Source organism: Ruegeria sp. A5 (assembly GCF_056543005.1).
In genome coordinates this window covers 193,888-219,366 of record NZ_JBQGAV010000005.1, presented here as the reverse complement: position 1 = coordinate 219,366, position 25,479 = coordinate 193,888, and the positions used below count along the sequence as shown (strand labels likewise).

Here is a 25,479-nt window from a genome sequence, read left to right as displayed (position 1 = left end):
TTGCCTTGCCGACTTGTGGTCGATACGCAGGACAAAACCGGGTGGATCACCAGAAAGGTAATAAAAGTGCATGCCGATTTAACCTTTATCTTGGGCGGAGCGGCATCCGGAAAATCTGCTTTTGCGGAGCAACTTGCTGTTTCAACTGGGAAAAGCCGCGTTTACCTTGCGACATCACAAGTGTTTGATGACGAGATGCGCCTAAAAATCAGGCAACATATTGCACAACGCGGCAGCGGGTGGACGACGATCGAAGCGCCATTTGATCTATTGCCGGAACTCGCCAAGCTGACAAATGATCAGATTTGCCTGATCGATTGTGCAACCATGTGGCTGACAAATCACCTGCTGGCAGAGAATAACCTAGAGGAAGCACAGGCCGGACTGCTTGAGGCGATGAAGACCTGTGCCGCCCAGATCGTCGTGGTATCAAACGAAGTCGGCCACGGGATCGTCCCCGACAACGCCTTGTCCCGTCGATTCCGCGAGGCGCAGGGACGGCTGAACATCGCTCTGGCTGCGCAGGCAGATCGGGTGGTGCAGGTTACGGCCGGGCTGCCGCTGGTTCTCAAAGGGCAACCCCTATGACGCGCCTGCATTTGGTACGGCACGGCCCCACCCATGCTAAAACTATGGTAGGCTGGTCCGACCTTCCTGCCGACTTGAGTGATAAGGCCGCGATTGCACGGCTTGATGCGCATCTGCCTCCCAATGCCGTCGTAATCTCATCAGACTTGTCACGCGCCAGCGATACGGCCAGCGCCATTCAAGGCACGCGACTCCGCCTTCCGCACCACCGCGATCTGCGCGAAATTAATTTCGGCAACTGGGAGATGCGCCCCTTCGCCGAGATCGAGGCGGAAGATCCCGAGCTTTGCTTTGCCTACTGGGATAATCCGGGCGAGGTCAGGCCTCCAAACGGGGAAAGCTGGAATGAGGTCCGCGCGCGTGTCGATAGGGTCGTCGACACCCTGATCGCGGCCCATACCGGATGTGACCTAGTCCTGGTCGCCCATTTCGGAGTGATCCTGACTCAGGTCCAACGCGCTCTGGACGTGGACGCCCAACACGCGTTTGGTCACCGCATCGACAACCTGTCCGTCACCGAGATCACGCGCCATAACGATGGTTGGACCGTAGGTCGGATTAATCACCGACCGTGATAAGTGTGCGCACAAATCTCTGATTTACCGACGCGTCTCTGTCCGACATCGTTGCTGTATGACATATGATCTCTTTATCGGTGACCGGTTGTTCTCCAGCTGGTCCATGCGCGGATGGCTAATGCTTGAGAAATTCGGCCTGCCATACCGCACCCACATGATTGGCCTTTATTCCGGCACCATGGCGGCGGATATGGAACCACTGGGCCCGGCGCGCCTTGTTCCTGCGCTGCGTCTACCAGATGGAACCGTGGTCGGCGAAAGCCTCGCGATGGCAGAGACATTGGCCGAACGCCACCCCGAAGCAGGGCTTTGGCCGTCAGACCCTGCCGCCCGCGCCACAGCCCGGTGGCTTTGCGCTGAAATGGTTGCCGGTTTCACAGCGCTGCGGGGGCAATGCCCCATGCAGTTGAAACGTTGCTGGGAAGGGTTCAAACCTTCACCTGAAACGATGACTGATTTGCAGCGGATCGAAACCCTCTGGGCCCATGCACGGAAGGTCTCTGGCGCCGCGTCGGGCCCGCTGTTTGGTGCCTATTCTCTGGCTGATGTTTTCTACACGCCGGTCGCTGCACGGATTGTCGGCTATGGCCTGCCCGTGACCGAGGTCAATCGTGCATACTGCATGCACCTGCTCTCTGATATCGCAGTTCGACAATGGCGCGCCATGGGCATGACGGTCGCGTATGAGCCCTTCCCGTATCCGCAAGACCTTCCCGCACACAGCTGGCCAATTGGCGGGGATTCAGGGGCATTGGCAGTCAGCACAGGCCCCTCGGTCAACACAGCTTGCCCCTATTCCGGCAAGCCTGTACAAGACTATCTGGAACTCGATGGCAAGATTTGGGGCTTTTGTAATCCGTTTTGCCGAGACAAGACCGTTTCTGACCCTGAGGCGTGGCCGAAATTTACGGCGATGGTTGCTGACGTTAACGATTCTTAAACTGCAGCCATGGCAGCAACGTCCTGTTAACCAAGGACAGGATTGCCATGGTCGCCCGTGCTCACACCGTTGCCTTTCAAGGGGTCGATGCCCGCCCGGTCGAGGTGCAATGCGCCGTCTCACCGGGCCTTCCGGCCTTTTCCATCGTGGGATTGCCGGACAAGGCAGTCTCCGAAGCACGGGACCGTGTTCGTAGTGCGCTAAGTTCGATGGCGATCGCGCTGCCGTCGAAACGGATCACGATTAACCTTTCGCCTGCCGATCTGCCCAAAGAGGGCAGCCATTTCGACCTGCCTATCGCCGTCGCTTTGTTGACTGCGTTGGAAATCATCCCAGCGGATGCTGCCGAGGGCGCTGTCGCGTTGGGCGAGTTGTCTTTGGATGGTTCTCTGGTACCCGTCGTCGGCGCGCTGCCCGCTGCCATGACAGCAGCCGCCGATGATCGCAGCTTGCTTTGTCCCAGCGCCTCTAGCGCCGAAGCCGCGTGGGTTGACGCCACTCAGGTGATCGGAGCGGGCTCGTTGGGGGATGTGGTGCGGCACTTTACCGGTCAGTCTGCGCTGCCCGCTGCGACACCGGGCGAAGTGAAACTATCACCCAACGCACGGGACCTGCGGGACGTGAAGGGGCAAGAGCGCGCCAAACGCGCCTTGGAAATCGCCGCAGCCGGGCGGCATCATTTGATCATGATCGGGACACCGGGTTCCGGCAAATCCATGCTGGCGGCGCGTCTGCCGGGTATTTTGCCGCCTCTGAGCCCGGTCGAAGCTTTAGAGACATCGATGATCCAGTCGCTTTGCGGCTTACTGGACGAAGGGGGCATCAGCCGCGCCAGACCGTTTCGCGAGCCGCACCATACCGCTTCGATGGCGGCGATCGTGGGCGGTGGCAAAGGTGCGAAACCCGGTGAGATATCACTGGCGCATAACGGCGTCCTGTTCATGGACGAGTTTCCCGAATTTCCGCGCACAGTTTTGGAAACCCTGCGCCAACCTATTGAAACCGGCGAGGTAATGGTCGCCCGCGCCAACGCCCATGTGAAATACCCATGCCGCTTTATGCTGGTAGCCGCCGCGAACCCGTGCAAATGCGGATACCTGACGGACCCGTCCCGCGCCTGTTCACGCGCACCGGTCTGTGGCGAGGATTACTTGGGGCGTATCTCAGGGCCGTTGATGGACCGGTTCGATTTGCGCATCGAAGTCCCTCCGGTCGGATTTACCGATCTCGACCTGCCGCCTACCGGCGACAGCTCTGCGACCGTCGCAGAGCGGGTTGAAGCGGCGCGCGCCATACAAGCAGATCGCTTTCGCGACACGCCAAATATCCGTCAAAACGCAGATGTCGAAGGCAATGTGCTGGAAGAAATCGCCGCCCCTGATGCCCAGGGCAAAGAACTATTACTGAAAGCCGCGGAACGCTTTGGCCTGTCGGCCCGCGCCTTTCACCGCATCCTACGCGTGGCCCGCACCATTGCCGACCTCGAAGGTGAGCCGGATGTACGCCGCCCCCATGTCGCCGAGGCGCTGAGCTTTCGCATCAGCGCCAAAGCAGGAGCTTAAAGTTTCGCCTCAATCGCTTGCCAGATTTTCTCGGCGATGTTCACGCCATTGAACCGCTCAAGCTCCTGAATACCAGTGGGTGAGGTCACGTTGATCTCGGTCAGGTAGTCGCCAATTACATCGATCCCCACAAAGATCTGACCACGTTCCTTCAATAACGGTCCGATCGCAGCGCAGATTTCCATATCTCGCTCGGACAGGCCGATTTTCTCGGGGCGCCCGCCCACATGCATGTTCGAGCGGGTCTCGCCCTCAGCCGGAACGCGGTTGATGGCGCCCACCGGCTCCCCATCGACAAGTATGACCCGCTTGTCGCCATTGCGCACATCGGGCAGGAATTTCTGCGCGATCAGAGGCTCACGAGAAAAGCCGGTGAACAGCTCATGCAGCGACGTCAGGTTGCGGTCATTCGCATCAAGACGGAATACGCCAGCACCTCCGTTGCCGTAAAGCGGCTTGAGGATGATATCGCCATGCTTTTCCTTGAACGCCTTGATGGTTCGCAAATCCCGCGCAATCGTGGTGGGCGGAGTCAGTTCAGGGAAATCCAGAACCAGCAGCTTTTCGGGATAGTTTCGCACCCAAAACGGATCGTTAACCACCAGGGCCTGCCCCTTTAGCCGGTCAAGCAAATGGGTCGAGGTGATGTAGTGCATGTCAAACGGGGGGTCTTGGCGCAGCCAGACGACATCAAATTCAGCAAGGTCCACTTCACGCTCAGGGCCCAACACTGCCGGGTTGCCAGCGACTCGTTGCACCGTCATGTCATGGCCGCGCGCCGTGATCTTGCCTTCCTGGTAAGCCAGTTGATCCGGGCCATAAAAAAACAGCTGGTGGCCGCGCACCTGAGCCTCTTCTGCCAGACGGAAAGAGCTGTCGGCGTTGATATCCACGGCCCCGATTGGGTCCATCTGAAAGGCGATCTTCATGGTGTATCCCTCAATTCCACGCTCGATACATGGCGCAGAGGCTTGACGGGTTCAATGGGGGTCAGTCCAAACCAAAGGCGTTTTCGATGATTTGAACAGTTCCAGTGTCATCAACCAGTGCCGCATCAAACCGAGTATTTGTCAGTTGACCAGCAGGCTCCTGTTCAAGAAACTGGGCAGCGGATGCGCAAATTCGATCCATCTGTCGGCGACTAATCCGAGCGGCTGCACGGTCAAAACTACGGCTTTTCTTAACTTCAATGAAGACCAACCCATCTGCGTTGCGCGCGATCAGATCTATTTCACCGCCAGCACCGCGCCACCTGCGTCCTGCGATTGAATAACCCCGTCGCGCGTATTCGGCGGCCACGCAAAGTTCGGCGGATTGTCCAGCGTGATAAGATACAGAACCCCGAACGGATCTCTGTGCCATATCATCCCTTTCCCAGCTTCAGAGCCATCTGATAGATCGGGCGGCGCGGCAGGCTGAACATCTCTGACACCAAATCTGCCGCATCCCGCACCGAATGCGTTTGCAATGCTTTTATCAATGCCTCTTCTACGTCAGAGTCCTTAACAGATTGCGAATGGGCGCGATCCACAAGCAGAACCACCTCGCCCTTAACCGATGCGCCCTCGTACTCTGCTGCCAGATCAGCGAGCGTGCCACGACGCGTTTCTTCGAACTTTTTGGTGAGTTCACGGCACAGGGCCGCCTGTCGGTCTCCACCCAAAATATCCGCGAGATCAGAGAGGCAGGCAGCCACACGCTTCGGCGATTCATAGAAGACAAGCGTTCCGGGGACGCTGCGCAGGGATTCGATTCGTGAACGCCGTGCGCCAGAGGCATTGGGCAAGAACCCGGCAAAGAAAAATGCATCCGTGGGAAGCCCCGCCAACGTCAGCGCCGTCAAAACAGCAGACGGTCCCGGTGCACATGTCACGTTGTGCCCAGCTTCAGCCGCCTGGCGGCCTAAATCATAGCCGGGATCGGCGATCAGCGGCATTCCCGCCTCGGACGCGTAAGCCACCGATTGCCCTTGTTCCAGCGCCTCAAGTATTTTGCCCCGCGCGCCCGCGCCGCTGTGATCGTGGTAGGCCAAAATGCGGCGCCCTTCGAGCGGCACGCCGTGGATTTCCATCAAACGTCGCAAGCTGCGCGTATCTTCGGCAGCAATCATGTCTGCCGAGGCCAAAACATCGAGCGCCCTGAGCGTAATATCGCGTGCCGTCCCGATTGGGGTGGCAATAAAGTACAGCCCAGTGGCCAATCTGATCTTTTGGAAATTCAAAGCTGGACCCTCACAGCGTGACGTTTATTATCGCGGTTCAATAGACCAAGGTGCCCTCAGACGCCGGATCAGGGAGTTTTCTTTTAGATGTTTACCGTTTGCAAGCCCGCACGCAAACTGGCGAAATCCGCCATTGTACTGGCCACGGCCGCTTTTCTGGCCGCCTGTGAAGTCGGCGGCATCAGCGGAGGCCCCTCGATCGACACCTCTGACCCGGTTCCGGTGGCCCTGTTGGTCCCAAGCGGATCACCTCAGTCTGGCGATGCGGCCCTTGCCCGTAGCCTTGAGAACGCAGCGCGGCTGGCTATAGCGGATTTGCCGAACGTCAAGATTGATCTGCGCGTCTACGACACGGCCGGCAATGCCGGAACGGCCTCGGCGGTTGCACAGCAAGCTGTAGCGGACGGGGCCAAGATCATTCTTGGGCCAGTGTACGCACAAGCCGCAAACGCGGCAGGACTTGCGGTGCTAAACAACAATGTGAACGTGCTGTCCTTCTCGAACAACACCAGCATTGCGGGCGGCAATGTCTATGTGCTTGGCCCCACTTTCCAGAACACGGCCAACAGGCTGGTGAACTACGCCGGACAGCAGGGTAAAAACAGTACTGTCATTGTGCACAGCAATGACTCAGCGGGCCAGCTAGGCCAGTCTGCCATCGCTGCCGCGCTCAGCAACAGCCGCGTCAACAATGCGGGCACAGTTGGATATGACCGGTCTCAGCAGGGCGTGATCGATTCTGTTTCGGCGATTAAAGCAACGGTCGATTTGACCGGCGCAGATTCGATTTTCCTGACCGCGACAACCGCAGGCGCGCTGCCGCTTTACAGCCAGTTGTTGCCCGAGGCTGGTGTGTCTCCTGCGACAACTCAGTATATCGGCCTGACACGTTGGGACATTCCAGCCCAAACGCTGGAATTGCCTGGCGTACAAGGTGGCTGGTTCGCACTTCCCGATCCGGCAAAGGCACAGGCGTATCGCCAGCGTTACAACAACACCTACGGTGAGGCACCACACCCGATCAGCGGGCTTGCCTATGACGGAATCGCTGCGATCGGAGCCTTGGTCAGCCAGGGCAAATCGAACGCGTTGACAGGTGCAGCATTAACCCAGAACGCCGGTTTTCAGGGTGTCGGCGGTATTTTCCGCCTGCGGCCGAACGGTACGAACGAACGCGGTCTGGCTGTTGCCACGATCCAGAACAAACAGGTGGTTGTGATTGACCCTGCCCCACAAAGCTTCTCTGGCGCCGGATTCTAATCGACCGGCGCAGGGCTCTGCGCCCGATGTCAATCTGATCTGCGCGGCTGACGAGATTTTTAACAACGCCGAGGTCAATGCCAACCTGTCCGCCGCTGTTGAAATCAGTTCGGACAACGCAGCCTTGCGCGCCGAGACGGTGCGCATTCTGCGAGAGGCGCAAAAGACAGGCCGCAAGGCGATTGCGGACGCCTTTGCCGAGCGCCCATTTGATGCACTGCCGCTGACGCATTCCTATACCTATCTGACGGATCAGATGGTCGGGACAGCAATGCGCATCGCCAGCGAGCATCTGCATCCGCTGGCAAATCCAACGCAAGGCGAGAAAATCGCTGTGCTGGCAGTGGGAGGTTATGGCCGGGGTGAGATGGCCCCGTCATCCGATGTAGATCTGCTTTTTCTGACGCCGTACAAAATTACCGCCTGGGCCGAGAGCGTGATCGAATCCATGCTCTATATTCTCTGGGATCTGCGGCTGAAGGTCGGTCACTCTTCACGCACGATCAAAGATTGCCTGCGTCTGGGGGCCGATGATTTCACCATCCGTACCGCCATGCTGGAACAACGGTATCTCGTCGGGGATCAGCCCCTTGCGCAAGAACTTGAAGCGCGCCTGAAGACCGATCTTTTCAAAGGCACCGAGCGGGAATTTATCGAAGCCAAGCTGAAAGAGCGCGATGAGCGGCACCTGAAGCAGGGTGAACGCTATATGGTCGAACCCAATGTCAAAGAGGGCAAGGGCGGCTTACGCGACCTGCAATCGCTCTACTGGATCGCAAAATACATCTATGGCGTAACGGACGTGGCCGAACTGGTCCCTATGGGCCTCTTTACGCCCGAAGAGTTTGACGAGTTCGCGCAAGCCGAAGAATTCCTCTGGGCCGTCAGGTCTCATTTGCATCTGGTGACGGGCCGCGCGACGGAACAACTGACCTTCGATCTGCAGGTCGAGGTGGCCGATCGTATGGGATATCAAGACCGCGCCGGTCGGCGCGCCGTCGAGGTGTTCATGCAACGCTATTTCCGCGAAGCCACCCGTGTGGGCGAATTGACACGGATTTTCCTGACCAAACTGGAAGCCTCGCACATGAAGGGCGCGGCCTTGCTGGAACGTATTTTCCGCCGTCGCCCCCGCGTCAAGGCCGGTTACCGCGTGGTCCATGGCCGTCTGGATATCGCGGACCCTGACACGTTCCTGTCAGACAAGGTCAACCTGTTACGGTTGTTCGAAGAGGGTTTGCGCACGGGTATGCTGATCCATCCCGACGCAATGCGGTTGGTAACGGCCAACCTGAACCTGATCGACGATGAGATGCGCAACGACAAAGAGGCGCGGCGCATCTTTCTTGATCTAATGCTGAAACACGGCAACCCCGAACGTGCCCTGCGACGCATGAACGAGTTGGGGGTTCTGTCAGCCTTTTTGCCCGAGTTTGAGCACATCGTGGCGATGATGCAGTTCAATATGTATCACAGCTATACGGTGGACGAGCATACGATCCAGTGCATCGTCAATTTGGCGCAGATCGAGCGAGGAGAGTTAATCGAGGAACTGCCCTTGGCGTCATCCATCCTGGAGGGTGGTGTTAGCCGAAAGGTTCTATACGTGGCTCTGTTGCTGCACGACATCGGCAAAGGACGCCCCGAAGATCATTCGATTCTGGGTGCGCAAATCGCGCGCAAAGTGGCGCCACGACTAGGGCTGAGCAAGGCGGATTCGGAAACCGTCGAATGGCTTGTACGCTATCACTTGCTGATGTCCGATATGGCGCAAAAACGCGACATCTCAGACCCGCGCACAATCCGCGATTTCGCGAAAGCTGTTGCAACCGTCAAACGGCTGGACTTGCTGACTGTGCTGACAGTCTGTGACATCCGCGGTGTCGGACCAACGACCTGGAACAACTGGAAGGCTACATTGCTGCGCGCTTTGCATGCTGACACCAAACACGCACTGGAATCCGGGATGGAGGCGCTTAACCGAGCCAATCGTGGAGATGGGGCGAAAAAGCGGTTGCGGGCCGAATTGGAAAACTGGTCCAAATCTGACCTGAAAACCGAAACCGGGCGGCATTATGATCCGTATTGGCAGGGACTGAACCTTTCGACACATGTCGAATTCGCGGAAATGTTGAAATCGCTGGAGGACAGCGGCGATCCGGGTGCCGTAGAAATCCGTCTGCATCCGGATGAGGATCGCGACGCCACCCGCGCGTGTTTTGCCATGGGTGATCATCCGGGTATTTTTTCTCGCATAGCGGGGGCACTTGCCCTTGTAGGAGCCAACGTGGTTGATGCCCGCAGCTATACGACGAAAGACGGATATGTAACTGATGCGTTCTGGGTTCAGGACGCCGAGGGCCATCCCTTCGAGGCCACGCGCCTGCCTCGGCTGACCCAGATGATTCACAAGACACTCAGGGGTGAGGTTGTCGCACGGGACGCATTGAAATCCCGCGACAAGATCAAGAAGCGCGAACGCGCCTTCAACGTCCCGACCCATATCACCTTCGACAACGAAGGTTCAGAGATTTACACGATCATCGAAGTCGACACCCGCGACCGGCCCGGACTGTTATATGATTTGACGCGCACGATGGCAGCCGCCAATGTCTATATCGCGAACGCAGTGATCGCCACCTATGGCGAACAGGTGGTCGACACGTTCTATGTCAAGGATATGTTCGGCCTGAAATACCACTCTGAGGCCAAGCAACGCGGGTTGGAAGCCAAGCTGCGTGCGGCCATCACCGAAGGTGCCGAGCGGGCTGCATCATGAAGCCGATCCGCCTGATTTCGGGCTTTTTCACCGTTGGGTTCTGGACCTTGGCAAGCCGCATTCTGGGCTTTTTGCGGGAAATCCTGCTGACCGCTTATATCGGGCCCGGACCGGTGATGGACGCTTTCGTCGCAGCCTTCCGACTACCCAATATGTTCCGCCGCTTCTTTGCCGAGGGCGCATTCAACGCAGCCTTTGTTCCAATGTTTTCAAAACGCCTTGAAGGCGGTGAAGACGCCGAAGGTTTCGCACAGGATGCGTTTAACCTGTTGGCAGTGGCGGTGCTGGCGCTAGTCGGTCTGGCGATGGTCTTCATGCCCGCGTTGGTTTGGATAACCGCCGAAGGATTCTATGGTGATGAACGCTTCGATCTGGCGGTGGATTATGGTTACGTCGTGTTCCCCTACATCCTGTTTATGTCCCTCGCTGCGCTGTTTTCCGGAGTATTGAACGCTACCGGGCGCTTCGCCGCTGCAGCCGCCGCTCCTGTGCTGCTGAACATATTCGCCTGCTCCGCGTTAATCTTTGGCGCGATATCTGGTGGAGAAATCATACGCTGGCTCATCGCGGTCATCCCAGTCGCAGGCATCGCGCAATTGGCGCTTGTCTGGATTGCGACCGAACGCGCGGGAATTCGCATTCGGCCCGGTTGGCCAAAGCTCAGCCCGGAAATGCGCCGCATGGTGCGGATCGCGGTTCCTGCGGCGTTGGCCATGGGCGTAACGCAAGTCAATCTTGTAGTCGGACAGCTTGTGGCATCAAAAACCGAAAAGGCAGTCAGTTGGTTGTTTGCCGCAGATCGTTTGTATCAACTGCCGCTCGGAGTGGTTGGCATTGCCGTCGGCATCGTGCTGTTACCCGACCTGTCGCGCCGCCTGCGCGCAGACGACAAAGATGGAGCACGCAACGCCTTTTCAAGAGCCGGAGAGTTTACTCTGCTGCTGACCTTGCCTTCGACAGTCGCCTTTATGATCATCCCCGGCCCGTTGGTCTCGGTCCTGTTCCAACGTGGCCAGTTCAGCGCCGAAGATACAGCGGCGACCGCCTTGGCCGTGGCCATCTATGGTATCGGGCTGCCCGCATTCATGCTGCAGAAGCTGCTGCAACCGTTGTTCTTCGCCCGCGAGGATACCAAATCACCGTTTCGATACGCTGTGGTTGCAATGGTGGTGAATGCCGGGCTTGCCTTTGGGCTTTATCCCATTTTCGGGTGGATTGCGCCCGCAATCGCAGCGTCGACTGCTGGCTGGGCCATGGTTGCGCTGCTTGCAATCGGCGCGCGCAGAATGGGCGACGAAGCCCGATTTGATGACCGGTTCAAACAGCGGATCTGGCGGGTCGTGGCGGCATCGGCTGGCATGGGGGTGGTGTTGTTTACGGCCATTAACCTCTTCGGCTGGACGTTCGGCGTACCAGGCTGGCGTTACCTTGCGCTGATCGTGCTCATTGTAACTGCGGCGGTGGCCTACTTCCTTTTGGGGCACCTCTTGGGGGCCTTCAGGATTTCGGAATTCCGAACAGCGCTGCGCCGTAGCTAAGGCGCATCAATCCCGCCGGGTTTTGCTGAGGATACGCGCCCATCCACCCGGAGCCAGAAAGAAAGACAAACCAAACCCGGTGGCAAAACCGCCCAGATCGGCGACCCAATCCGAGGTCCCACCGAAGATCAGACCGAACAGCAACTGAATGCCCATAAGAACCGCGATCAGGCTGAATGCGCGCGATTGGTTTTCACCCACCAGAGAAAGCTTGCGCCATAGCAACCACGTGAACGCACCGATTAGCCCGTAGACCGGAGGAAACCCACCAACCAGTGGATATGGCGGGTTCAACAGCACTGCATAGGCCAACGCTCCGCCGACACCGGACAAGACGAATATGATCAGCATGGCGACGCTGCCAAAGACCTCAGCCACCATCTTCCCCATCGCCAGAACAAACACGCAGACGAACACAGCTTGTGTGAAATTGGCCTGAACAAAGGGATATGTGACAAAGCGGATCGCGTGTTCGAACGGCCAGCGCCCGTTCTGGACCATCCAATCGAATATATCGGGCGAAAACGTATAATGCTGCAACGCATCCAAGCGCCAACCAACAGCAGTCGGCCCTCCGACCAAGCCCCTGCTGCCAAGCAAGAAGATCAGTTCAATCCCGATGATGAACAGAACCAGCGCCACCACGACCGGCGGCAGAGGGTTCACGGGCGGTGTATAATGCTCACTGCTCATTGGGCTGGCCTTTCGCGGCTGTTGACGTCCCTTGGCCTCATGGGTAAGCGACGGGGGCTGATTTTTCCAGATAGGAGTTTCCTTCGATGACCGAGACCCAATTCACGCCGCGCGTGTTTTCCGGCATCCAGCCTTCAGGAAACCTGCACTTGGGTAATTACCTGGGTGCACTCAAACGTTTCGTGGATATGCAGGGACCGGAATACGAGACCGTCTACTGCATGGTCGACCTCCATGCGATTACTGTCTGGCAAGATCCGGATCGTCTGCGTGAAAAGACCCGCGAAGTTTGCGCGGGGTTCATTGCCGCTGGTCTGGATCCCGAGAAATCCATCCTGTTCAATCAGAGCCAGGTGCCCGAGCACACACAGCTGGCCTGGATTTTCAACTGTATCGCCCGGATCGGCTGGATGCAGCGGATGACGCAATTCAAGGACAAGGCCGGTAAGAATGCGCAGAATGCTTCGCTGGGTCTGTTCGCCTATCCTGCCCTGATGGCGGCAGACATTCTGGTCTATCACGCGACCCATGTGCCTGTTGGTGAAGACCAGAAGCAACATCTGGAACTGACGCGCGACATCGCAATCAAGTTCAACCATGACTATGGCGTCGATTTCTTTCCGGTAACCGAACCGGTCATCGGTGGGCCTGCGCCCCGTGTGATGAACCTGCGTGACGGGTCCCGGAAGATGTCGTCGTCAGACCCGTCTGATATGACGCGGATCAACATGACCGATGATGCCGACGCCATCGCCAAGAAGATCCGTAAAGCCAAGACCGACCCGGACGCTTTGCCATCGGAGGTCGATGGCCTTGAAGACCGTCCTGAGGCGCGCAATCTGGTGAATATCTATGCCGCGCTTAGCGACCAGACGGCCGCACAAGTGCTGGCTGAGGTTGGCGGGAAGCAATTCGGTGAGTTCAAGCCAATGTTGGCAGAACTTGCGGTCTCGAAACTCTCACCCATTTCAACCGAAATGGCGCGCCTGATGGGCGAAGAGGCCGAGATTGATCAGATTCTCGCCCGAGGTGCTGAACGGGCACGTGCAATCGCGGCCCCGATTCTGCAGCAGACCTACGAGATTGTAGGGATGGTCGGCGCGGGCAAGTCCTGACCACGCGATCGCAATCCAAAAAAGAACGCCGCCCTTTCTCGGGCGGCGTTTTTCGTTCCGTCGGCTCTTATGCCGCCTGCAGGCTCAGCATCTCGTGCACGATGGATTCCGCAACTTCGTGCGGGCTGACCGCTTCGGCTTTGGCCCGTGTCAGGATGCGATCCATCGTCTGCTCCAGCGCCTGCAACCTGCCGGCGACCCAAGCTTCACGCTCTGCGACACGCAGGATTTCCGTCGCCACATTCACGATACCACCGCCATTGGCGACGAAGTCAGGGGCGTAAAGAATGCCACGCTCGTGGAGCAACTGCGCGTCCCGATCGCTGGACAACTGATTATTTGCCCCTCCGGCCACAGCGCCGACTTTCAGTAATGGAATACTCGTTTCGTTCAGGATGCCGCCGATCGCACAAGGCGCAAAGATATCCGCTTCAACGCCGTAGATCGCATCGGGTGCAACGACCCGTGCCGCAAACCGTTCGGCCACGCGGGCCGCTTGCCGGGTGTCGATGTCAGTTACGATTAACTGCGCACCAGAATCGTGCAACAACTGGCACAAATGCTCGCCTACATGGCCAAGCCCCTGAACCGATACAGTCAGGCCTTTCAGGCCAGAAAATCCAAACCGGTGCTGCGCTGTCACCCGGATAGCATTGAATATCCCGCGCGCCGTTATCGGAGACGGATCACCGCTGGCGAACTCACCTTCCGCCAGCCCAGCCACAAATTCGGTTTCAGATCCGATATGCGCCATATCTGCAGGCGTCATACCCATATCTTCTGCCGTCCAGTACAGACCGTTCAAACCTTGAATCACGCGCCCAAAGGCCTGCAAAAGTTCAGGTGATTTATCCTCATGAGGATCCCCGATGATGACAGCCTTGCCTCCCCCGAGCGGCAGATCTGCCGCGGCGTTCTTGAACGTCATGCCCCTTGCCAGTCGCAAAGCATCGTCCAGGGCCTCGGCTGGGTGGCCATAAGGGCGCATGCGCACACCACCCGCAGCGGGGCCACGTTGCGTTGAGTGGATCGCGATGTATCCCAATAGACCAAGCGAGTTATCTTTGAATTCGACCACGCGCTCGTGCTCTGGCGCGTCTACGATGGTGATGTCCATTCTTCTCCTCCGGAATGCTTCCGAGAGTTTGCCACCTATCGTCGAGTGATTTTCACCCTTTTGTCACTATATTAGGGAAATTTTTGGTGCTAACATCTAAAATTGAAAACTTTTGTGGAGTTTTTCGCCATGGATGATATCGATTCCAAGATAGTCCGCGCCCTTCAAAACGATGGCCGTATGACTGTCATCGATTTGGCGGAGCATGTCGGGCTGTCCCCGACACCCTGCGCACGGCGTCTGGATCGACTGCAGCGGGACGGGATTATCACCGGCTACGCCGCACAGGTCGACCCCGAGCGGCTTGGATTCGGCGTTACAATCTTTGTGTCTGTCGAGTTGGAGAAACAAGATCGCAACGCCATAGATTCCTTCGAAAAGGCCATTCGTCGCTGCGACGAGGTGATGGAATGCTACCTCATGACCGGATCACGCGACATTCTGCTGCGCGTGGTTGCCAAAGACCTCAATGCGTTTGATGCATTTCTGGAGAACCGGCTTATGAAAATTTCGGGCATTCGAAACCTACGATCAAACTTCGCTTTGCGCACCATGGTCAAACGCGAAGCGCTGCCTCAGCACCACGGATAATCTGCTGGACCTTGCGTCAGCCCCAACCTAGGTTTCCCCGAAGCTTGAGGGAGGGCGCAATGGCAGTCGGCAAAAACATCCGCACCTATTTCAACGGCCAATGGCATGACGGGGACGCACCGATCATGCGTGCTGCTGACCATGGCGCATGGCTGGGCTCATCGGTGTTTGACGGAGCCCGCTTCTTCGATGGAATGACCCCGGATCTTGATGCCCATTGCGCCCGCGTAAACCGATCGGCCGAGGCGCTTATGCTCACACCATCTGTGACGACCGAACAGATGGTCGATCTGGTTCACGAAGGGTTGCAGAGTTACGCACCTGACACCGCCGTTTACATTCGCCCCATGTATTGGGGCATCGACGGGGATCACACCGCCATCGTCCCTCAGGAAAACAGCACTGGCTTTGCCATCTGTCTTGAAGAAATCCCAATGGCACCCGAAACCGCCTCGGCGACGCTGACAACCACTCGGTTCCGCCGCCCTGTTCTGGAATCCGCTGTGGTCAACGCAAAGGCAGGGTGCCTGTATCCGAACAATGCCCGGATGTTGCAGGAGGCACGCAGCAAGAGCTTTTCAAACGCCCTTGTGGCCGACGCGATGGGGCATGTGGCCGAGACTGCGACCGCAAATATCTTCATGGCGCGCGATGGTGAGGTTTTTACTCCAATCCCCAATGGGACATTCTTGGCCGGGATTACACGCGCGCGGCATATTAAAAACCTGCGCGCCGACGGGGTAACCGTGCATGAAACCGTGCTGAGTTTCGATGACTTTCACGACGCGGACGAAGTGTTCATGAGCGGTAACATGAGCAAAGTGACGCCCATCACCGCGCTGGATGACACCCAGTATCAGGTGGGCCCAATCGCCCGTCGCACACGCGAGATGTACTGGGATTGGGCTGCAAGCAATTGCTGATCTGCTCCTTTTCTGTTTCAGTTGCCACTGCTTACCCTGTGGGGCATGATCCCGAAAACAAACGAGGACAAACATGCGCAAGTTCCTAGTCGTTCTGGACGACAGCCGTGAATGCCTGAACGCCATGCGCTTTGCCGCTATGCGTGCGGCACATACTGGCGGCGGGGTTACGGTTCTTTCGGTAATTCCACCGGACGAATTCAACCACTGGATCGGTGTTGCCGAGGTGATGCGCGAAGAAGCGCGTGAACGTATTCACGCCCATTTCGAGGTGTTCGCCAAATGGATGCGCGACAAACAGGGTGTCGAGCCCGAATTGGCAATCCGTGAAGGCGATCCGGTGGCCGAAATCATTGAACATGTCCAATCCGATCCCGAGATCGGGGTATTGGTTCTGGGTGCAGGTACTGACAAAAAAGGCCCCGGACCGTTGGTGACACAACTGACCCGGAACTCTGGAAGCTTGCCCATTCCTATTACTATCGTGCCCGGCGATCTGAGCAAAGAGAAGCTGGAAGCCATCACCTGAGGTGAATTTATGTCCGCGAAGCTGCAGTTCTGGTTCGACTTCGCATCGACCTATTCTTATCTCAGCGCGATGCGTATTCAGCAGGCGGCTTCGGAATATGGAGTTGCCGTAGAATGGCACCCATTCCTTCTGGGGCCGATCTTTGCTGAACAGGGATGGAACAACTCGCCGTTCAACCTCTACCCAGCAAAAGGTCGGTACATGTGGCGAGACATGGAACGGCTTTGCGCCGCGCGCGATTTACCTTTTCGGCGGCCTGAGCCATTTCCGCAAAACAGCTTGAAAGCAGCAAGGCTAGCGCTGGCGATCGAACCAGCTGATCAACGGGCAGCCTTTGTACGCACTGTCTATTCTGCGCAGTTTGGTTCCGGTCGTGATATATCGAATCCGGCGGTTCTGGTTGAGTGCCTTACCAAATCTGGCGTTTCGACTGATCTGATGGATCGGATAAGCGACCCCGCGATCAAGGCTGCCTTGTTCGAGCAAGTTACTCAGGCCAAGGCTAAACACATCTTTGGTGCGCCGAGTTTCGTTATTGGGGACGAGCTGTTCTGGGGTGATGATCGTCTGGATGATGCGATTTCTTACGCCGCCGCAATTTAGAACGGTTCCAAATCTTGACTTCCCCCGCACGGACGCGCATATCAGGTGCATCTTAGACGGAGCCGCGCCATGTTCATTCAAACCGAATCCACACCCAACCCGGCCACACTAAAATTCCTACCCGGCCAGACGGTTCTGGAAGCAGGCACCGCTGATTTTCCAAGCGCCGACGCTGCAGAAAAATCTCCGCTCGCCAAACGCATATTCGGTGTAAACGGCGTAACAGGCGTGTTCTTCGGCAACGATTTTGTCACGGTAACCAAATCTGATGACGTGCAGTGGGATCACATCAAGCCCGCAATTCTCGGCGCTGTGATGGAGCATTACCAGTCCGGCCAACCGGTTATGGGCGCAGGCGCAGAGACCGCCTCGGGCCACGCTGAACACACCGGCGAAGATGCAGAGATTGTCAACCAGATCAAAGATCTGCTGGATAGCCGCGTGCGTCCTGCTGTGGCTCAGGACGGCGGTGACATCACCTTCCACGGCTTCGACCGCGGCGTTGTTTATCTGCACATGCAGGGAGCCTGCGCGGGCTGTCCTTCCTCGACCCTAACGCTGAAAATGGGGATCGAGAACCTGTTGCGTCACTACATCCCCGAAGTGACCGAGGTTCGCCCTGTTGCCGTCTGAACCGACGATTTTGGCATTCGATACATCGGCCGCGCATTGCGCGGCCGCTTTGCTGCGAGAGGGCAAGATTATCGCATCGCACGCCGAGGCGATGACTCGTGGGCAGGCGGAACGGTTGATGCCCTTGCTTGAAGAAATCCTGACCCGGAACAATTGCACATGGCGGCACCTTGATGCGATCGCCGTCGGAATCGGCCCCGGGAATTTCACCGGCATCCGAATCTCGGTATCCGCAGCGCGCGGGTTGGCGCTTGGGCTTGGTGTGCCGGCGGTTGGGGTGTCGGGGTTTGATGCAGTTGCGGAAATTGCGCCCGACGGGCATCTCCTGGCGATAGCTGCACCGCGCGATCAGGTTTATGTGCAGCCTAAGGGGCGCGCGCCTTACCTGACCTTACGTCATGCCGCTGACGATATTGGTCCCTTGTATTTCTGCGAGGACCCAGAACAGCAGGCCCGTGCGATCGCCCAGGTGGCTGCTGGTCGTTGGACGACAGTTCAAGCGCCACCTGCTCCGCTTTATGTCCGCCCTGCAGATGCGGCTCCCTCCAGCGATGTACCACCGGTGCTTTTGGACGAATGACACCACAGGACATGGCAGAAACCCACGCCGCAGCCTTCACACAGTCACGCCCGTGGAGCGCTGAAGAATTCAGCAATCTGATCGCCAATCGCTTTACCCATGTAGTTGGTGACAAACGGTCTTTCGCTCTCATTCAAGTGATCGGCGAAGAGGCCGAGCTGCTCACGATTGCGACACGTCCAGACTATCAAAGACGCGGGCTGGCGCGGCGCATCATGGCAGACTGGCACGCCAAGGCACGAGAACTCGGTGCAATCCGTGCATTTCTGGACGTTGCCTCAGATAACCATTCGGCGATCTCTCTGTACCAAACCTGCGGATACACGCCATGCGGCAATCGCGCAGCCTATTATCATCGCAAAAGTGGCCCAAACGCCGATGCGATCGTCATGGAACGCCCCCTGAGCGAAAAATATTCGCTTTTTTAGACCATATGGTCAAAAATGTGTTGACCGAAGCTGTTGCAAACAGCTTCAATTCCCGCCATCACAACAGGTATGCTCGCTCTGAGTGGGTACCGGGCGATTAAGCCCCGGACCGATAACAGCCAACGGGAGTAACAAATGACATTTATGAAATCCTTGATGGGCGCAGCCGCTGCGGTTGCACTAACAGCAGGTGCTGCTATGGCAGAACCGGCCCTTATCTTTGATCTGGGTGGCAAGTTCGACAAATCGTTCAACGAAGCCGCGCATAATGGCGCTCAGCGTTGGGCGGAACAGACCGGCAAAAGCTATCGCGAGATCGAGCTTCAGTCGGAAGCGCAGCGCGAACAAGCGCTTCGCCGCTTTGCCGAAGCGGGCGCAAACCCGATTATCACAATGGGCTTCGCCATGGCCGATCCATTGGCTGCAGTGGCAGGTGACTATCCGGATACCAAATTCGTTGCGGTCGACGTGACCTGGCTGGAAGCCCCGAACATTCGCCAGATAGGATTTGCCGAACATGAAGGATCATACCTGGTCGGCATGATGGCGGCGATGGCGTCCCAATCCGGCACGGTGGGCTTTATCGGTGGTATGGATATCCCTCTGATCCGCCACTTTGGTTGTGGTTATGCACAAGGCGCGAAGTCCGTGAACCCGGACATCAACGTTGTTGCCAATATGACAGGCACCACCCCTGCAGCATGGAACGACCCGGTGAAGGGCTCGGAGTTGACCAAAGCACAGATCAGCCAGGGTGCTGACGTGATTTACGCCGCTGCGGGCGGTACCGGTGTTGGCGTTCTGCAAACCGCAGCCGACGAAGGCATCCTGTCAATCGGTGTCGATAGCAACCAGAACCACCTGCACCCGGGCAAGGTCCTGACCTCGATGCTCAAGCGTGTGGACGTTGCTGTATATGACGCCATGAAAGCTGGCGAAGACGTCCAGACCGGTGTTTACACCATGGGTCTTGCACAAGATGGCGTTGGCGTTGCGATGGATGAAAACAACGCGGAACTGGTGAGCGAAGAAATGAGCTCGGCCATTGAAAGTGCCCGTCGCGACATCATCGATGGCAACGTAAGCGTTGTCAGCTACTACGAGAACGACAGCTGCCCTGCACTGCAGTTCTGATGTAACTGGGGGCGGGGGCCATGGCCTCCGCTCTGCACCACTCTGCCGCATGCGGCCCTTTCGGCAACCCAAGGACAAGATATGACCGTCCCCGCCATTGAACTCAAAGGGATTTCCAAAGCCTTTGGGCCGGTTCAGGCTAATAAAGATATTTCCATCAGCGTCGCCCGCGGAGCGATCCACGGGATCATCGGTGAAAACGGAGCGGGCAAATCCACGCTGATGAGCATCCTCTACGGATTTTACAAAGCCGACAAAGGCGAAATCTGGATCAACGGCACCAAGACCGACATCCCTGACAGTCAGGCGGCGATCGCCTCTGGCATCGGGATGGTGTTTCAGCATTTCAAACTGGTCGAGAATTTCACCGTTCTGGAAAACATCGTTCTGGGTGCGGAAGACGGTGGGCTGTTGGCTCCGTCGCTGGCGAAAGCCCGGAAAGAGCTGAAAGATCTAGAGGAAGAATACGAACTGTTCGTCGACCCTGACAAACGCATCGATGAGATCGGTGTGGGCATGCAGCAGCGGGTTGAGATTCTCAAGGCGCTCTACCGCAAGGCCGAAATTCTGATTCTGGACGAACCCACGGGCGTTCTTACCCCTGCCGAGGCGGACCAGTTGTTTCGCATTCTCGACCGGCTGCGGTCCGAGGGTAAAACAATCATTGTGATCACGCACAAGCTGCGCGAAATCATGGAGAACACCGATACGGTTTCGGTTATGCGCCGTGGTGAGATGACCGCCACCGTCAAAACAGCTGACACCAATCCGCAGGCACTGGCCGAATTGATGGTTGGCCGCAAGGTCTTGCTACAGGTTGATAAGGTGCCTGCACAGCCGGGCAAACCGGTTCTGGAAATCGAAAACCTCAGTGTCACCGATTCGGCCGGTGTCGAGCGTGTCAAAGGCATCGACCTAACCGTTCGCGCGGGTGAGATCGTTGGCATCGCGGGCGTTGCTGGCAACGGGCAGTCCGAGCTGCTTGAAGTTTTGGGTGGTATGCGACCCGGGGTAGGCTCGATCAGACTGAACGGCGAACCTCTGGCGTTGCACGGCCCCGGATCGGACGGGCAAGCGCGGCGCGCCCGACATATCGCTCATGTCCCCGAGGATCGGCAGCGCGAAGGTCTGATCATGGATTTTCACGCGTGGGAGAACGTGGCGTTCGGCTACCACCGCGACCCTGCTTACAAACGCGGGCTGTTCATGGACAACGCCGCCCTGCGCGCTGACACCGAAGCCAAGATCGAGAAGTTCGACGTGCGCCCACCCAATGGCTGGCTGACGGCGAAAAGCTTCTCGGGCGGCAATCAACAGAAAATCGTCGTTGCACGAGAAATCGAGCGCAATCCCGATCTGCTGCTGGTGGGCCAACCCACGCGCGGCGTGGATATCGGTGCCATCGAGTTCATTCATAAACAGATCGTCGCCTTGAGGGATCAGGGCAAGGCGATACTGCTGGTTTCGGTCGAGCTAGAAGAGATCTTCTCACTCTCGGACCGGATCGCGGTTATGTTTGACGGACATATCATGGGCGAGCGTCTGCCCGCCGAGACGGATGAAAAAGAACTGGGCCTGCTGATGGCCGGTGTTGCAGGAGAGGCCGCCTGAACCATGGAAAAAATGCCCAAATGGGCCGATGTGGTACTGATCCCGCTAATCAGTCTGCTTCTAGCCACAATCCTTTCGGCAATCGTGATCCTGGCCATCGGGGAGGATCCGCTTGAGGCGGTAAATCTGATGGTCACTGGGGCCCTAGGGTCAACCTACGGCTGGGGCTATACACTTTATTATGCAACGAACTTCATCTTCACCGGACTCGCGGTTGCAGTTGCCTTTCACGCGCGCTTGTTCAACATCGGCGGCGAGGGTCAGGCCATGCTGGGCGGACTGGGCGTTGCCATCGTCTGTCTATCGGTCCCTTGGCCGCATTGGACAATAGCTTTGCTGGCCGCCTGTGCTGCTTCGATGATCTTCGGTGCAGCCTGGGCCGCGATCCCGGCCTATCTGCAGGCGAAGCGGGGCAGCCATATCGTGATCACCACGATCATGTTCAATTTCATCGCTGCCGCTTTCCTGAATTACATGCTGGTCAACGTCATGCGCCCGCAAGGGTCGCAAGACCCAGCAACGGCTCGTTTCCCCGAGGCAGTGCATCTCCCGACTTTCCAGTCGATGTTCTCGAGCGCCGAAAACATCGTTTTCCGAGGTGCGCCTGCCAACATCTCGTTTTTCGTCGCAATCCTTGCGTGTTTTGTTGTCTGGGCGCTGATCTGGCGAACTCGGTTGGGCTATGAAATCCGCGCCTACGGCCATTCGGAAACCGGTGCCGTCTACGCCGGTATCTCGCCTGTACGCATCACGATTATTGCCATGCTGATCTCGGGCGCTCTGGCGGGCCTGATGGCAGTCAACAACGTGATGGGCGAAGCCGAGCGGTTGGTGCTGAACGCAACCGAAGGCGCGGGTTTCATTGGAATTGCCGTGGCACTGATGGGTCGGTCGCATCCATTCGGGGTATTTCTAGCCGCTATTCTGTTTGGGTTTCTGTATCAGGGCGGGGCCGAACTGGCGCTTTGGACATCGATTCCGCGCGAACTGATCGTGGTCATCCAAGCGCTGGTCATTCTGTTTACCGGAGCACTGGACAACATGGTGCGCATGCCGCTTGAAAAGCTGTTCATGGCGCTTCGGAAGGGGTCGGCCTGATGGATTTCTTCCTGACACTCATCCAGGTTCTGGATTCGACCATCCGACTGGCTACGCCTCTGCTGCTTGCCTGTCTGGCCGGACTATACTCCGAGCGCGCGGGCATATTCGACATCGGCCTTGAAGGCAAGATGCTGATGTCAGCATTCTTCTCGGCTGCCGTCGCCGCCGTAACCGGTTCGGTGTGGCTGGGATTGCTGGCCGGGATCGCGGCATCTCTGGTCCTTTCGGCGCTACACGGGTTTGCGTCGATCACGTTCCGGGGCAATCAGCTGATCTCGGGGGTTGCGATCAACTTTCTTGCCTCAGGTATGACCGTTCTTGTCGCCCAAAGCTGGTTCAAGCAGGGTGGTCGTACGCCATCACTGTTCGGTGAAGGGCGGTTTGAATCTGCAGAATTCCCTTATGCGATCGGTCCGGCTGACGCCGAACTGACAGGCCGTCCGGTTTCCGAGCTGATGTCTGAAACCAATCCCCTGCATATGGCCTATTCCGAGCTTCTGTCTGGCCATTCCATTCTGGTGTACGTGGCTTTTCTTATGGTGCCACTGACTTGGTGGATTCTGTTCCGCACCCGGTTCGGGCTGCGTCTGCGCGCGGTCGGAGAGAATCCTGCGGCGGTGGATACTGCTGGAGTTTCGGTTGTAGGTCTCCGCTACGCAGCGGTTGCGATTTGCGGCGTACTTTGCGGCATCGCAGGTGCCTACCTGGCCACCGCGCTGCAAGCAGGCTTTGTGAAAGAGATGACGGCTGGGCGCGGATTTATCGCACTGGCTGCTCTGATCTTTGCAAAATGGCGTCCGTGGCACGCGATGTGGGCTTGCCTGTTGTTCGGGCTGTTGCAGGCCATTGCCTTGCGGTTCCAGAACATCGATCTGGGCGGGGTCGTGATCCCGGTGCAGGTCATGGACGCCCTGCCCTATATCCTGACCGTGGTGATTCTTGCCGGGTTCGTCGGCAAGGCCATACCGCCACGCGCAGGCGGCGAACCATATGTAAAGGAACGCTGATAGAGCCAGTTCAGGACTGCCCCTCAGTCCTGTTTGCTGCAAAGCGGCATACAGAGTTGATTTTGTATGCCGCAACCGCTCTAAGGGGGTATGGACGTGTCCCGCATCAGTTCCGCAGCCATGCTATCGACTATTTTCAGGTTGAGCCACGGAAACAACTAGATGGCCCCACCTGGCACGCGCGCTTCGTCTGTTGAGATTTATGTTACCAATGGCTTTGCCACACCGCGTGGTACGGCCTCTCCTGTCTAGAAGAAGCCATGCAGATTTACCTCCCGATTGCCGAAGTATCCGTAAACGCGTTTCTACTGTTTGGACTGGGTGGAATGGTGGGCATTCTGTCTGGAATGTTTGGCGTTGGCGGTGGGTTTTTGATGACCCCACTGCTGTTCTTCATCGGCATTCCGCCTGCAGTGGCGGTTGCAACCGAGGCAAACCAGATTGTTGCTTCATCATTTTCTGGGGTGCTGGCGCATTTCAGGCGCCGAACCGTGGACCTTAAAATGGGTACAGTCCTTTTGGTCGGAGGGCTGACAGGCGCTGCGTTGGGTGTTGTTGTCTTCAACTATCTCAAGAGCCTCGGACAGGTCGATCTGCTGGTCAAACTTTGCTATGTCGTATTTCTAGGCATCATCGGCAGTCTGATGTTTGTCGAAAGCCTGAACGCGATTAGAAAAACGCGGAAAGGCGGCACGCCGCCTCCGAAACGACGCCAGCGCGGTTGGGTGCACGCCATGCCGTTCAAGATGCGGTTTCGGACGTCGGGCCTGTACATCTCGGTCATTCCACCGCTTGTCGTAGGCCTGTTTGTCGGTGTCCTGTCTGCTATCATGGGTGTCGGCGGCGGGTTTATCATGGTGCCCGCGATGATCTACCTATTGGGCATGCCGACCAAGGTTGTTGTCGGAACTTCGCTGTTTCAGATCATCTTTGTAACCGCCTTTACCACTATGCTGCACGCCACCACCAACTATACAGTTGATGTCGTGTTGGCGGTTCTTCTACTCGTCGGTGGCGTAGTTGGTGCCCAAATCGGAACAGTCATCGGTGCCCGAATGCCGGCTGAACAACTGCGCGTTTTGTTGGCGGCTCTGGTGCTTGTCGTCTGCGGCAAGCTGGCGCTTGATCTTCTGCTTCAACCCGCCGAGTTGTATTCGCTTGGCGATGCAGGAGGGCACTAAGATGCTGCGTCTGATTGCTCTTCTTTGTCTGATCTGTCTGCCAGCCTACGCAGCCGAAGAACAGGTTGTTCTGGGCCTAAGTCAGGATCGGGTGTCGATTACCGCCAATTTTGACGGGTCCGAAATACTGGTTTTCGGCGCGGTAAAGCGCGAAGCTCCGATCCCGGACGGTCCACCGCTTGAGGTCATCGTATCGGTGGTCGGCCCATCCGAACCTGTCACCGTACGCCGCAAAGAGAAACGGTTCGGGATCTGGGTGAATACCGACAGCCTTGTTGTTGATCTGGCTCCAAGCTTTTACGCCGTTGCCACCAGCGCCCCGTTTTCCGAGGTTCTGACCCAGACCGAAGACCTACGCTATAAGGTTTCGATCGAGCGTGCCATCCGGTCGGTCGGTGCGGACATGAGCATTCAGGGCGCACAGGATTTTTCCGAGGCGGTCATCCGCATCCGCGAAGATGAAGGGCTGTATTCGATCCGGGAAAACACAGTGGCTGTGGACGAACAGACGTTGTTCCGCACATCAATCGATATGCCATCGGACCTGACCGAAGGCGACTACAGCGCCCGAATCTTCCTGACGCGAGACGGAAAGGTGGTCTCAACCTTTGAAACCTCGATCGGAGTACGCAAAGTCGGGCTTGAGCGTTTCTTGTACGCGATGTCGCGTGAACAACCCATTTGGTACGGGCTTATGTCACTGGCCATCGCGATTGCCGCCGGTTGGGGCGCTTCGACAGCCTTCCGCCTACTGCGCGAGAACTGAT

26 protein-coding genes are annotated in these 25,479 nt (G+C 57.5%); 21 read left to right on the top strand and 5 right to left on the bottom strand.

Features of this window, described 5'->3' with window-relative positions:
* The first annotated feature begins 66 nt into the window (after positions 1–66).
* Genes cobU through ACR0AY_RS13530 form a run of 4 tightly spaced genes read left to right on the top strand, consistent with a single transcriptional unit; the run spans position 67 to position 3,668 of the window.
* On the top strand, positions 67–588 hold the full coding sequence (cobU, locus tag ACR0AY_RS13545; protein WP_170514161.1) for a bifunctional adenosylcobinamide kinase/adenosylcobinamide-phosphate guanylyltransferase: 522 nt from the start codon (positions 67–69) through the stop codon (positions 586–588).
* Positions 585–1,163 (top strand): histidine phosphatase family protein, encoded by a 579-nt coding sequence (locus ACR0AY_RS13540; RefSeq protein WP_170513981.1) that lies wholly within the window; start codon positions 585–587, stop codon positions 1,161–1,163. The genes cobU and ACR0AY_RS13540 overlap by 4 nt, the downstream gene beginning before the upstream one ends.
* 58 nt (positions 1,164–1,221) lie before the next feature.
* Positions 1,222–2,106 (top strand): glutathione S-transferase, encoded by an 885-nt coding sequence (locus tag ACR0AY_RS13535; RefSeq protein WP_170513978.1) that lies wholly within the window; start codon positions 1,222–1,224, stop codon positions 2,104–2,106.
* Between the two features lie 47 nt (positions 2,107–2,153).
* On the top strand, positions 2,154–3,668 hold the full coding sequence (locus tag ACR0AY_RS13530) for a YifB family Mg chelatase-like AAA ATPase (protein WP_170636857.1): 1,515 nt from the start codon (positions 2,154–2,156) through the stop codon (positions 3,666–3,668).
* Here the strand turns inward: ACR0AY_RS13530 and gshB are convergent.
* The 3 genes from gshB to rsmI form a co-directional block, all read right to left on the bottom strand.
* Positions 3,665–4,597 (bottom strand): glutathione synthase, encoded by a 933-nt coding sequence (gene gshB, locus ACR0AY_RS13525; RefSeq protein WP_170513972.1) that lies wholly within the window; start codon positions 4,595–4,597, stop codon positions 3,665–3,667. The two genes, ACR0AY_RS13530 and gshB, sit on opposite strands and share 4 nt — an antisense overlap.
* Positions 4,598–4,658: 61 nt before the next feature.
* Positions 4,659–5,030 carry a YraN family protein gene (locus ACR0AY_RS13520; RefSeq protein WP_170423764.1) on the bottom strand — a complete coding sequence of 124 codons (372 nt, stop codon included), beginning with the start codon at positions 5,028–5,030 and terminating at the stop codon, positions 4,659–4,661.
* Position 5,031: 1 nt separating this feature from the next.
* Positions 5,032–5,889 carry a 16S rRNA (cytidine(1402)-2'-O)-methyltransferase gene (rsmI, locus tag ACR0AY_RS13515; RefSeq protein ID WP_170513969.1) on the bottom strand — a complete coding sequence of 286 codons (858 nt, stop codon included), beginning with the start codon at positions 5,887–5,889 and terminating at the stop codon, positions 5,032–5,034.
* An 87-nt stretch (positions 5,890–5,976) separates the two neighbouring features.
* Here rsmI and ACR0AY_RS13510 point away from each other — a divergent pair, with 87 nt between their 5' ends.
* From ACR0AY_RS13510 to murJ, 3 genes are read left to right on the top strand one after another with little or no spacing between them, the layout of a single operon-like run.
* Positions 5,977–7,149, top strand: a complete 1,173-nt coding sequence (locus tag ACR0AY_RS13510) for a penicillin-binding protein activator (RefSeq protein WP_170513006.1) — start codon at positions 5,977–5,979, stop codon at positions 7,147–7,149.
* Positions 7,109–9,928, top strand: coding sequence for a [protein-PII] uridylyltransferase (locus tag ACR0AY_RS13505; protein ID WP_170395863.1), 2,820 nt, complete (start codon positions 7,109–7,111; stop codon positions 9,926–9,928). Before ACR0AY_RS13510 ends, ACR0AY_RS13505 begins: the two co-directional genes overlap by 41 nt.
* Positions 9,925–11,466, top strand: a complete 1,542-nt coding sequence (murJ, locus tag ACR0AY_RS13500; RefSeq protein ID WP_170395861.1) for a murein biosynthesis integral membrane protein MurJ — start codon at positions 9,925–9,927, stop codon at positions 11,464–11,466. Before ACR0AY_RS13505 ends, murJ begins: the two co-directional genes overlap by 4 nt.
* 6 nt (positions 11,467–11,472) lie before the next feature.
* On the opposite strand, the gene ACR0AY_RS13495 is transcribed toward murJ, so the two are convergent.
* A complete protein-coding gene (locus ACR0AY_RS13495; protein WP_170513966.1) occupies positions 11,473–12,159 on the bottom strand; it encodes a rhomboid family intramembrane serine protease in 687 nt (228 codons plus the stop codon).
* Positions 12,160–12,245: 86 nt separating this feature from the next.
* Between ACR0AY_RS13495 and trpS the strand changes: the two genes are divergently transcribed.
* Positions 12,246–13,274: a tryptophan--tRNA ligase gene (gene trpS, locus ACR0AY_RS13490; protein ID WP_170423755.1), complete on the top strand. Its 1,029-nt coding sequence runs from the start codon at positions 12,246–12,248 to the stop codon at positions 13,272–13,274.
* Positions 13,275–13,341: 67 nt separating this feature from the next.
* On the opposite strand, the gene ACR0AY_RS13485 is transcribed toward trpS, so the two are convergent.
* The gene (locus ACR0AY_RS13485) at positions 13,342–14,391 is read right to left on the bottom strand and encodes a Glu/Leu/Phe/Val dehydrogenase (protein WP_170513963.1); all 1,050 of its coding nucleotides are present in this window, start codon (positions 14,389–14,391) and stop codon (positions 13,342–13,344) included.
* Positions 14,392–14,520: 129 nt separating this feature from the next.
* Between ACR0AY_RS13485 and ACR0AY_RS13480 the strand changes: the two genes are divergently transcribed.
* The 13 genes from ACR0AY_RS13480 to ACR0AY_RS13420 all read left to right on the top strand — a co-directional run bounded on the left by ACR0AY_RS13480 (position 14,521) and on the right by ACR0AY_RS13420 (position 25,478).
* Positions 14,521–14,982 carry an Lrp/AsnC family transcriptional regulator gene (locus tag ACR0AY_RS13480; protein WP_170408315.1) on the top strand — a complete coding sequence of 154 codons (462 nt, stop codon included), beginning with the start codon at positions 14,521–14,523 and terminating at the stop codon, positions 14,980–14,982.
* A 59-nt stretch (positions 14,983–15,041) separates the two neighbouring features.
* Positions 15,042–15,905: a branched-chain amino acid aminotransferase gene (locus tag ACR0AY_RS13475; protein ID WP_170513959.1), complete on the top strand. Its 864-nt coding sequence runs from the start codon at positions 15,042–15,044 to the stop codon at positions 15,903–15,905.
* Between the two features lie 73 nt (positions 15,906–15,978).
* The gene (locus tag ACR0AY_RS13470) at positions 15,979–16,434 is read left to right on the top strand and encodes a universal stress protein (RefSeq protein WP_074736907.1); all 456 of its coding nucleotides are present in this window, start codon (positions 15,979–15,981) and stop codon (positions 16,432–16,434) included.
* A 9-nt stretch (positions 16,435–16,443) separates the two neighbouring features.
* Positions 16,444–17,037, top strand: coding sequence for a 2-hydroxychromene-2-carboxylate isomerase (locus ACR0AY_RS13465; RefSeq protein WP_170423747.1), 594 nt, complete (start codon positions 16,444–16,446; stop codon positions 17,035–17,037).
* 69 nt (positions 17,038–17,106) lie between these two features.
* Entirely contained in the window at positions 17,107–17,670 is a 564-nt protein-coding gene (locus tag ACR0AY_RS13460; RefSeq protein WP_170395847.1) for a NifU family protein, read from the top strand.
* A complete protein-coding gene (tsaB, locus tag ACR0AY_RS13455; protein WP_170513956.1) occupies positions 17,660–18,250 on the top strand; it encodes a tRNA (adenosine(37)-N6)-threonylcarbamoyltransferase complex dimerization subunit type 1 TsaB in 591 nt (196 codons plus the stop codon). The genes ACR0AY_RS13460 and tsaB overlap by 11 nt, the downstream gene beginning before the upstream one ends.
* Positions 18,247–18,678: a GNAT family N-acetyltransferase gene (locus ACR0AY_RS13450; protein ID WP_170423743.1), complete on the top strand. Its 432-nt coding sequence runs from the start codon at positions 18,247–18,249 to the stop codon at positions 18,676–18,678. Before tsaB ends, ACR0AY_RS13450 begins: the two co-directional genes overlap by 4 nt.
* A gap of 135 nt (positions 18,679–18,813) precedes the next feature.
* On the top strand, positions 18,814–19,812 hold the full coding sequence (locus tag ACR0AY_RS13445) for a BMP family lipoprotein (protein WP_170395841.1): 999 nt from the start codon (positions 18,814–18,816) through the stop codon (positions 19,810–19,812).
* 81 nt (positions 19,813–19,893) lie between these two features.
* Positions 19,894–21,423, top strand: coding sequence for an ABC transporter ATP-binding protein (locus ACR0AY_RS13440; RefSeq protein WP_170513953.1), 1,530 nt, complete (start codon positions 19,894–19,896; stop codon positions 21,421–21,423).
* A 3-nt stretch (positions 21,424–21,426) separates the two neighbouring features.
* Positions 21,427–22,521, top strand: a complete 1,095-nt coding sequence (locus ACR0AY_RS13435) for an ABC transporter permease (RefSeq protein ID WP_170513031.1) — start codon at positions 21,427–21,429, stop codon at positions 22,519–22,521.
* On the top strand, positions 22,521–23,531 hold the full coding sequence (locus ACR0AY_RS13430) for an ABC transporter permease (protein ID WP_170408321.1): 1,011 nt from the start codon (positions 22,521–22,523) through the stop codon (positions 23,529–23,531). The genes ACR0AY_RS13435 and ACR0AY_RS13430 overlap by 1 nt, the downstream gene beginning before the upstream one ends.
* Positions 23,532–23,791: 260 nt before the next feature.
* Entirely contained in the window at positions 23,792–24,712 is a 921-nt protein-coding gene (locus ACR0AY_RS13425; RefSeq protein WP_170395834.1) for a sulfite exporter TauE/SafE family protein, read from the top strand.
* A gap of 1 nt (position 24,713) precedes the next feature.
* Positions 24,714–25,478 carry a TIGR02186 family protein gene (locus ACR0AY_RS13420; RefSeq protein WP_170395832.1) on the top strand — a complete coding sequence of 255 codons (765 nt, stop codon included), beginning with the start codon at positions 24,714–24,716 and terminating at the stop codon, positions 25,476–25,478.
* The last annotated feature ends 1 nt before the right edge of the window (position 25,479 follow it).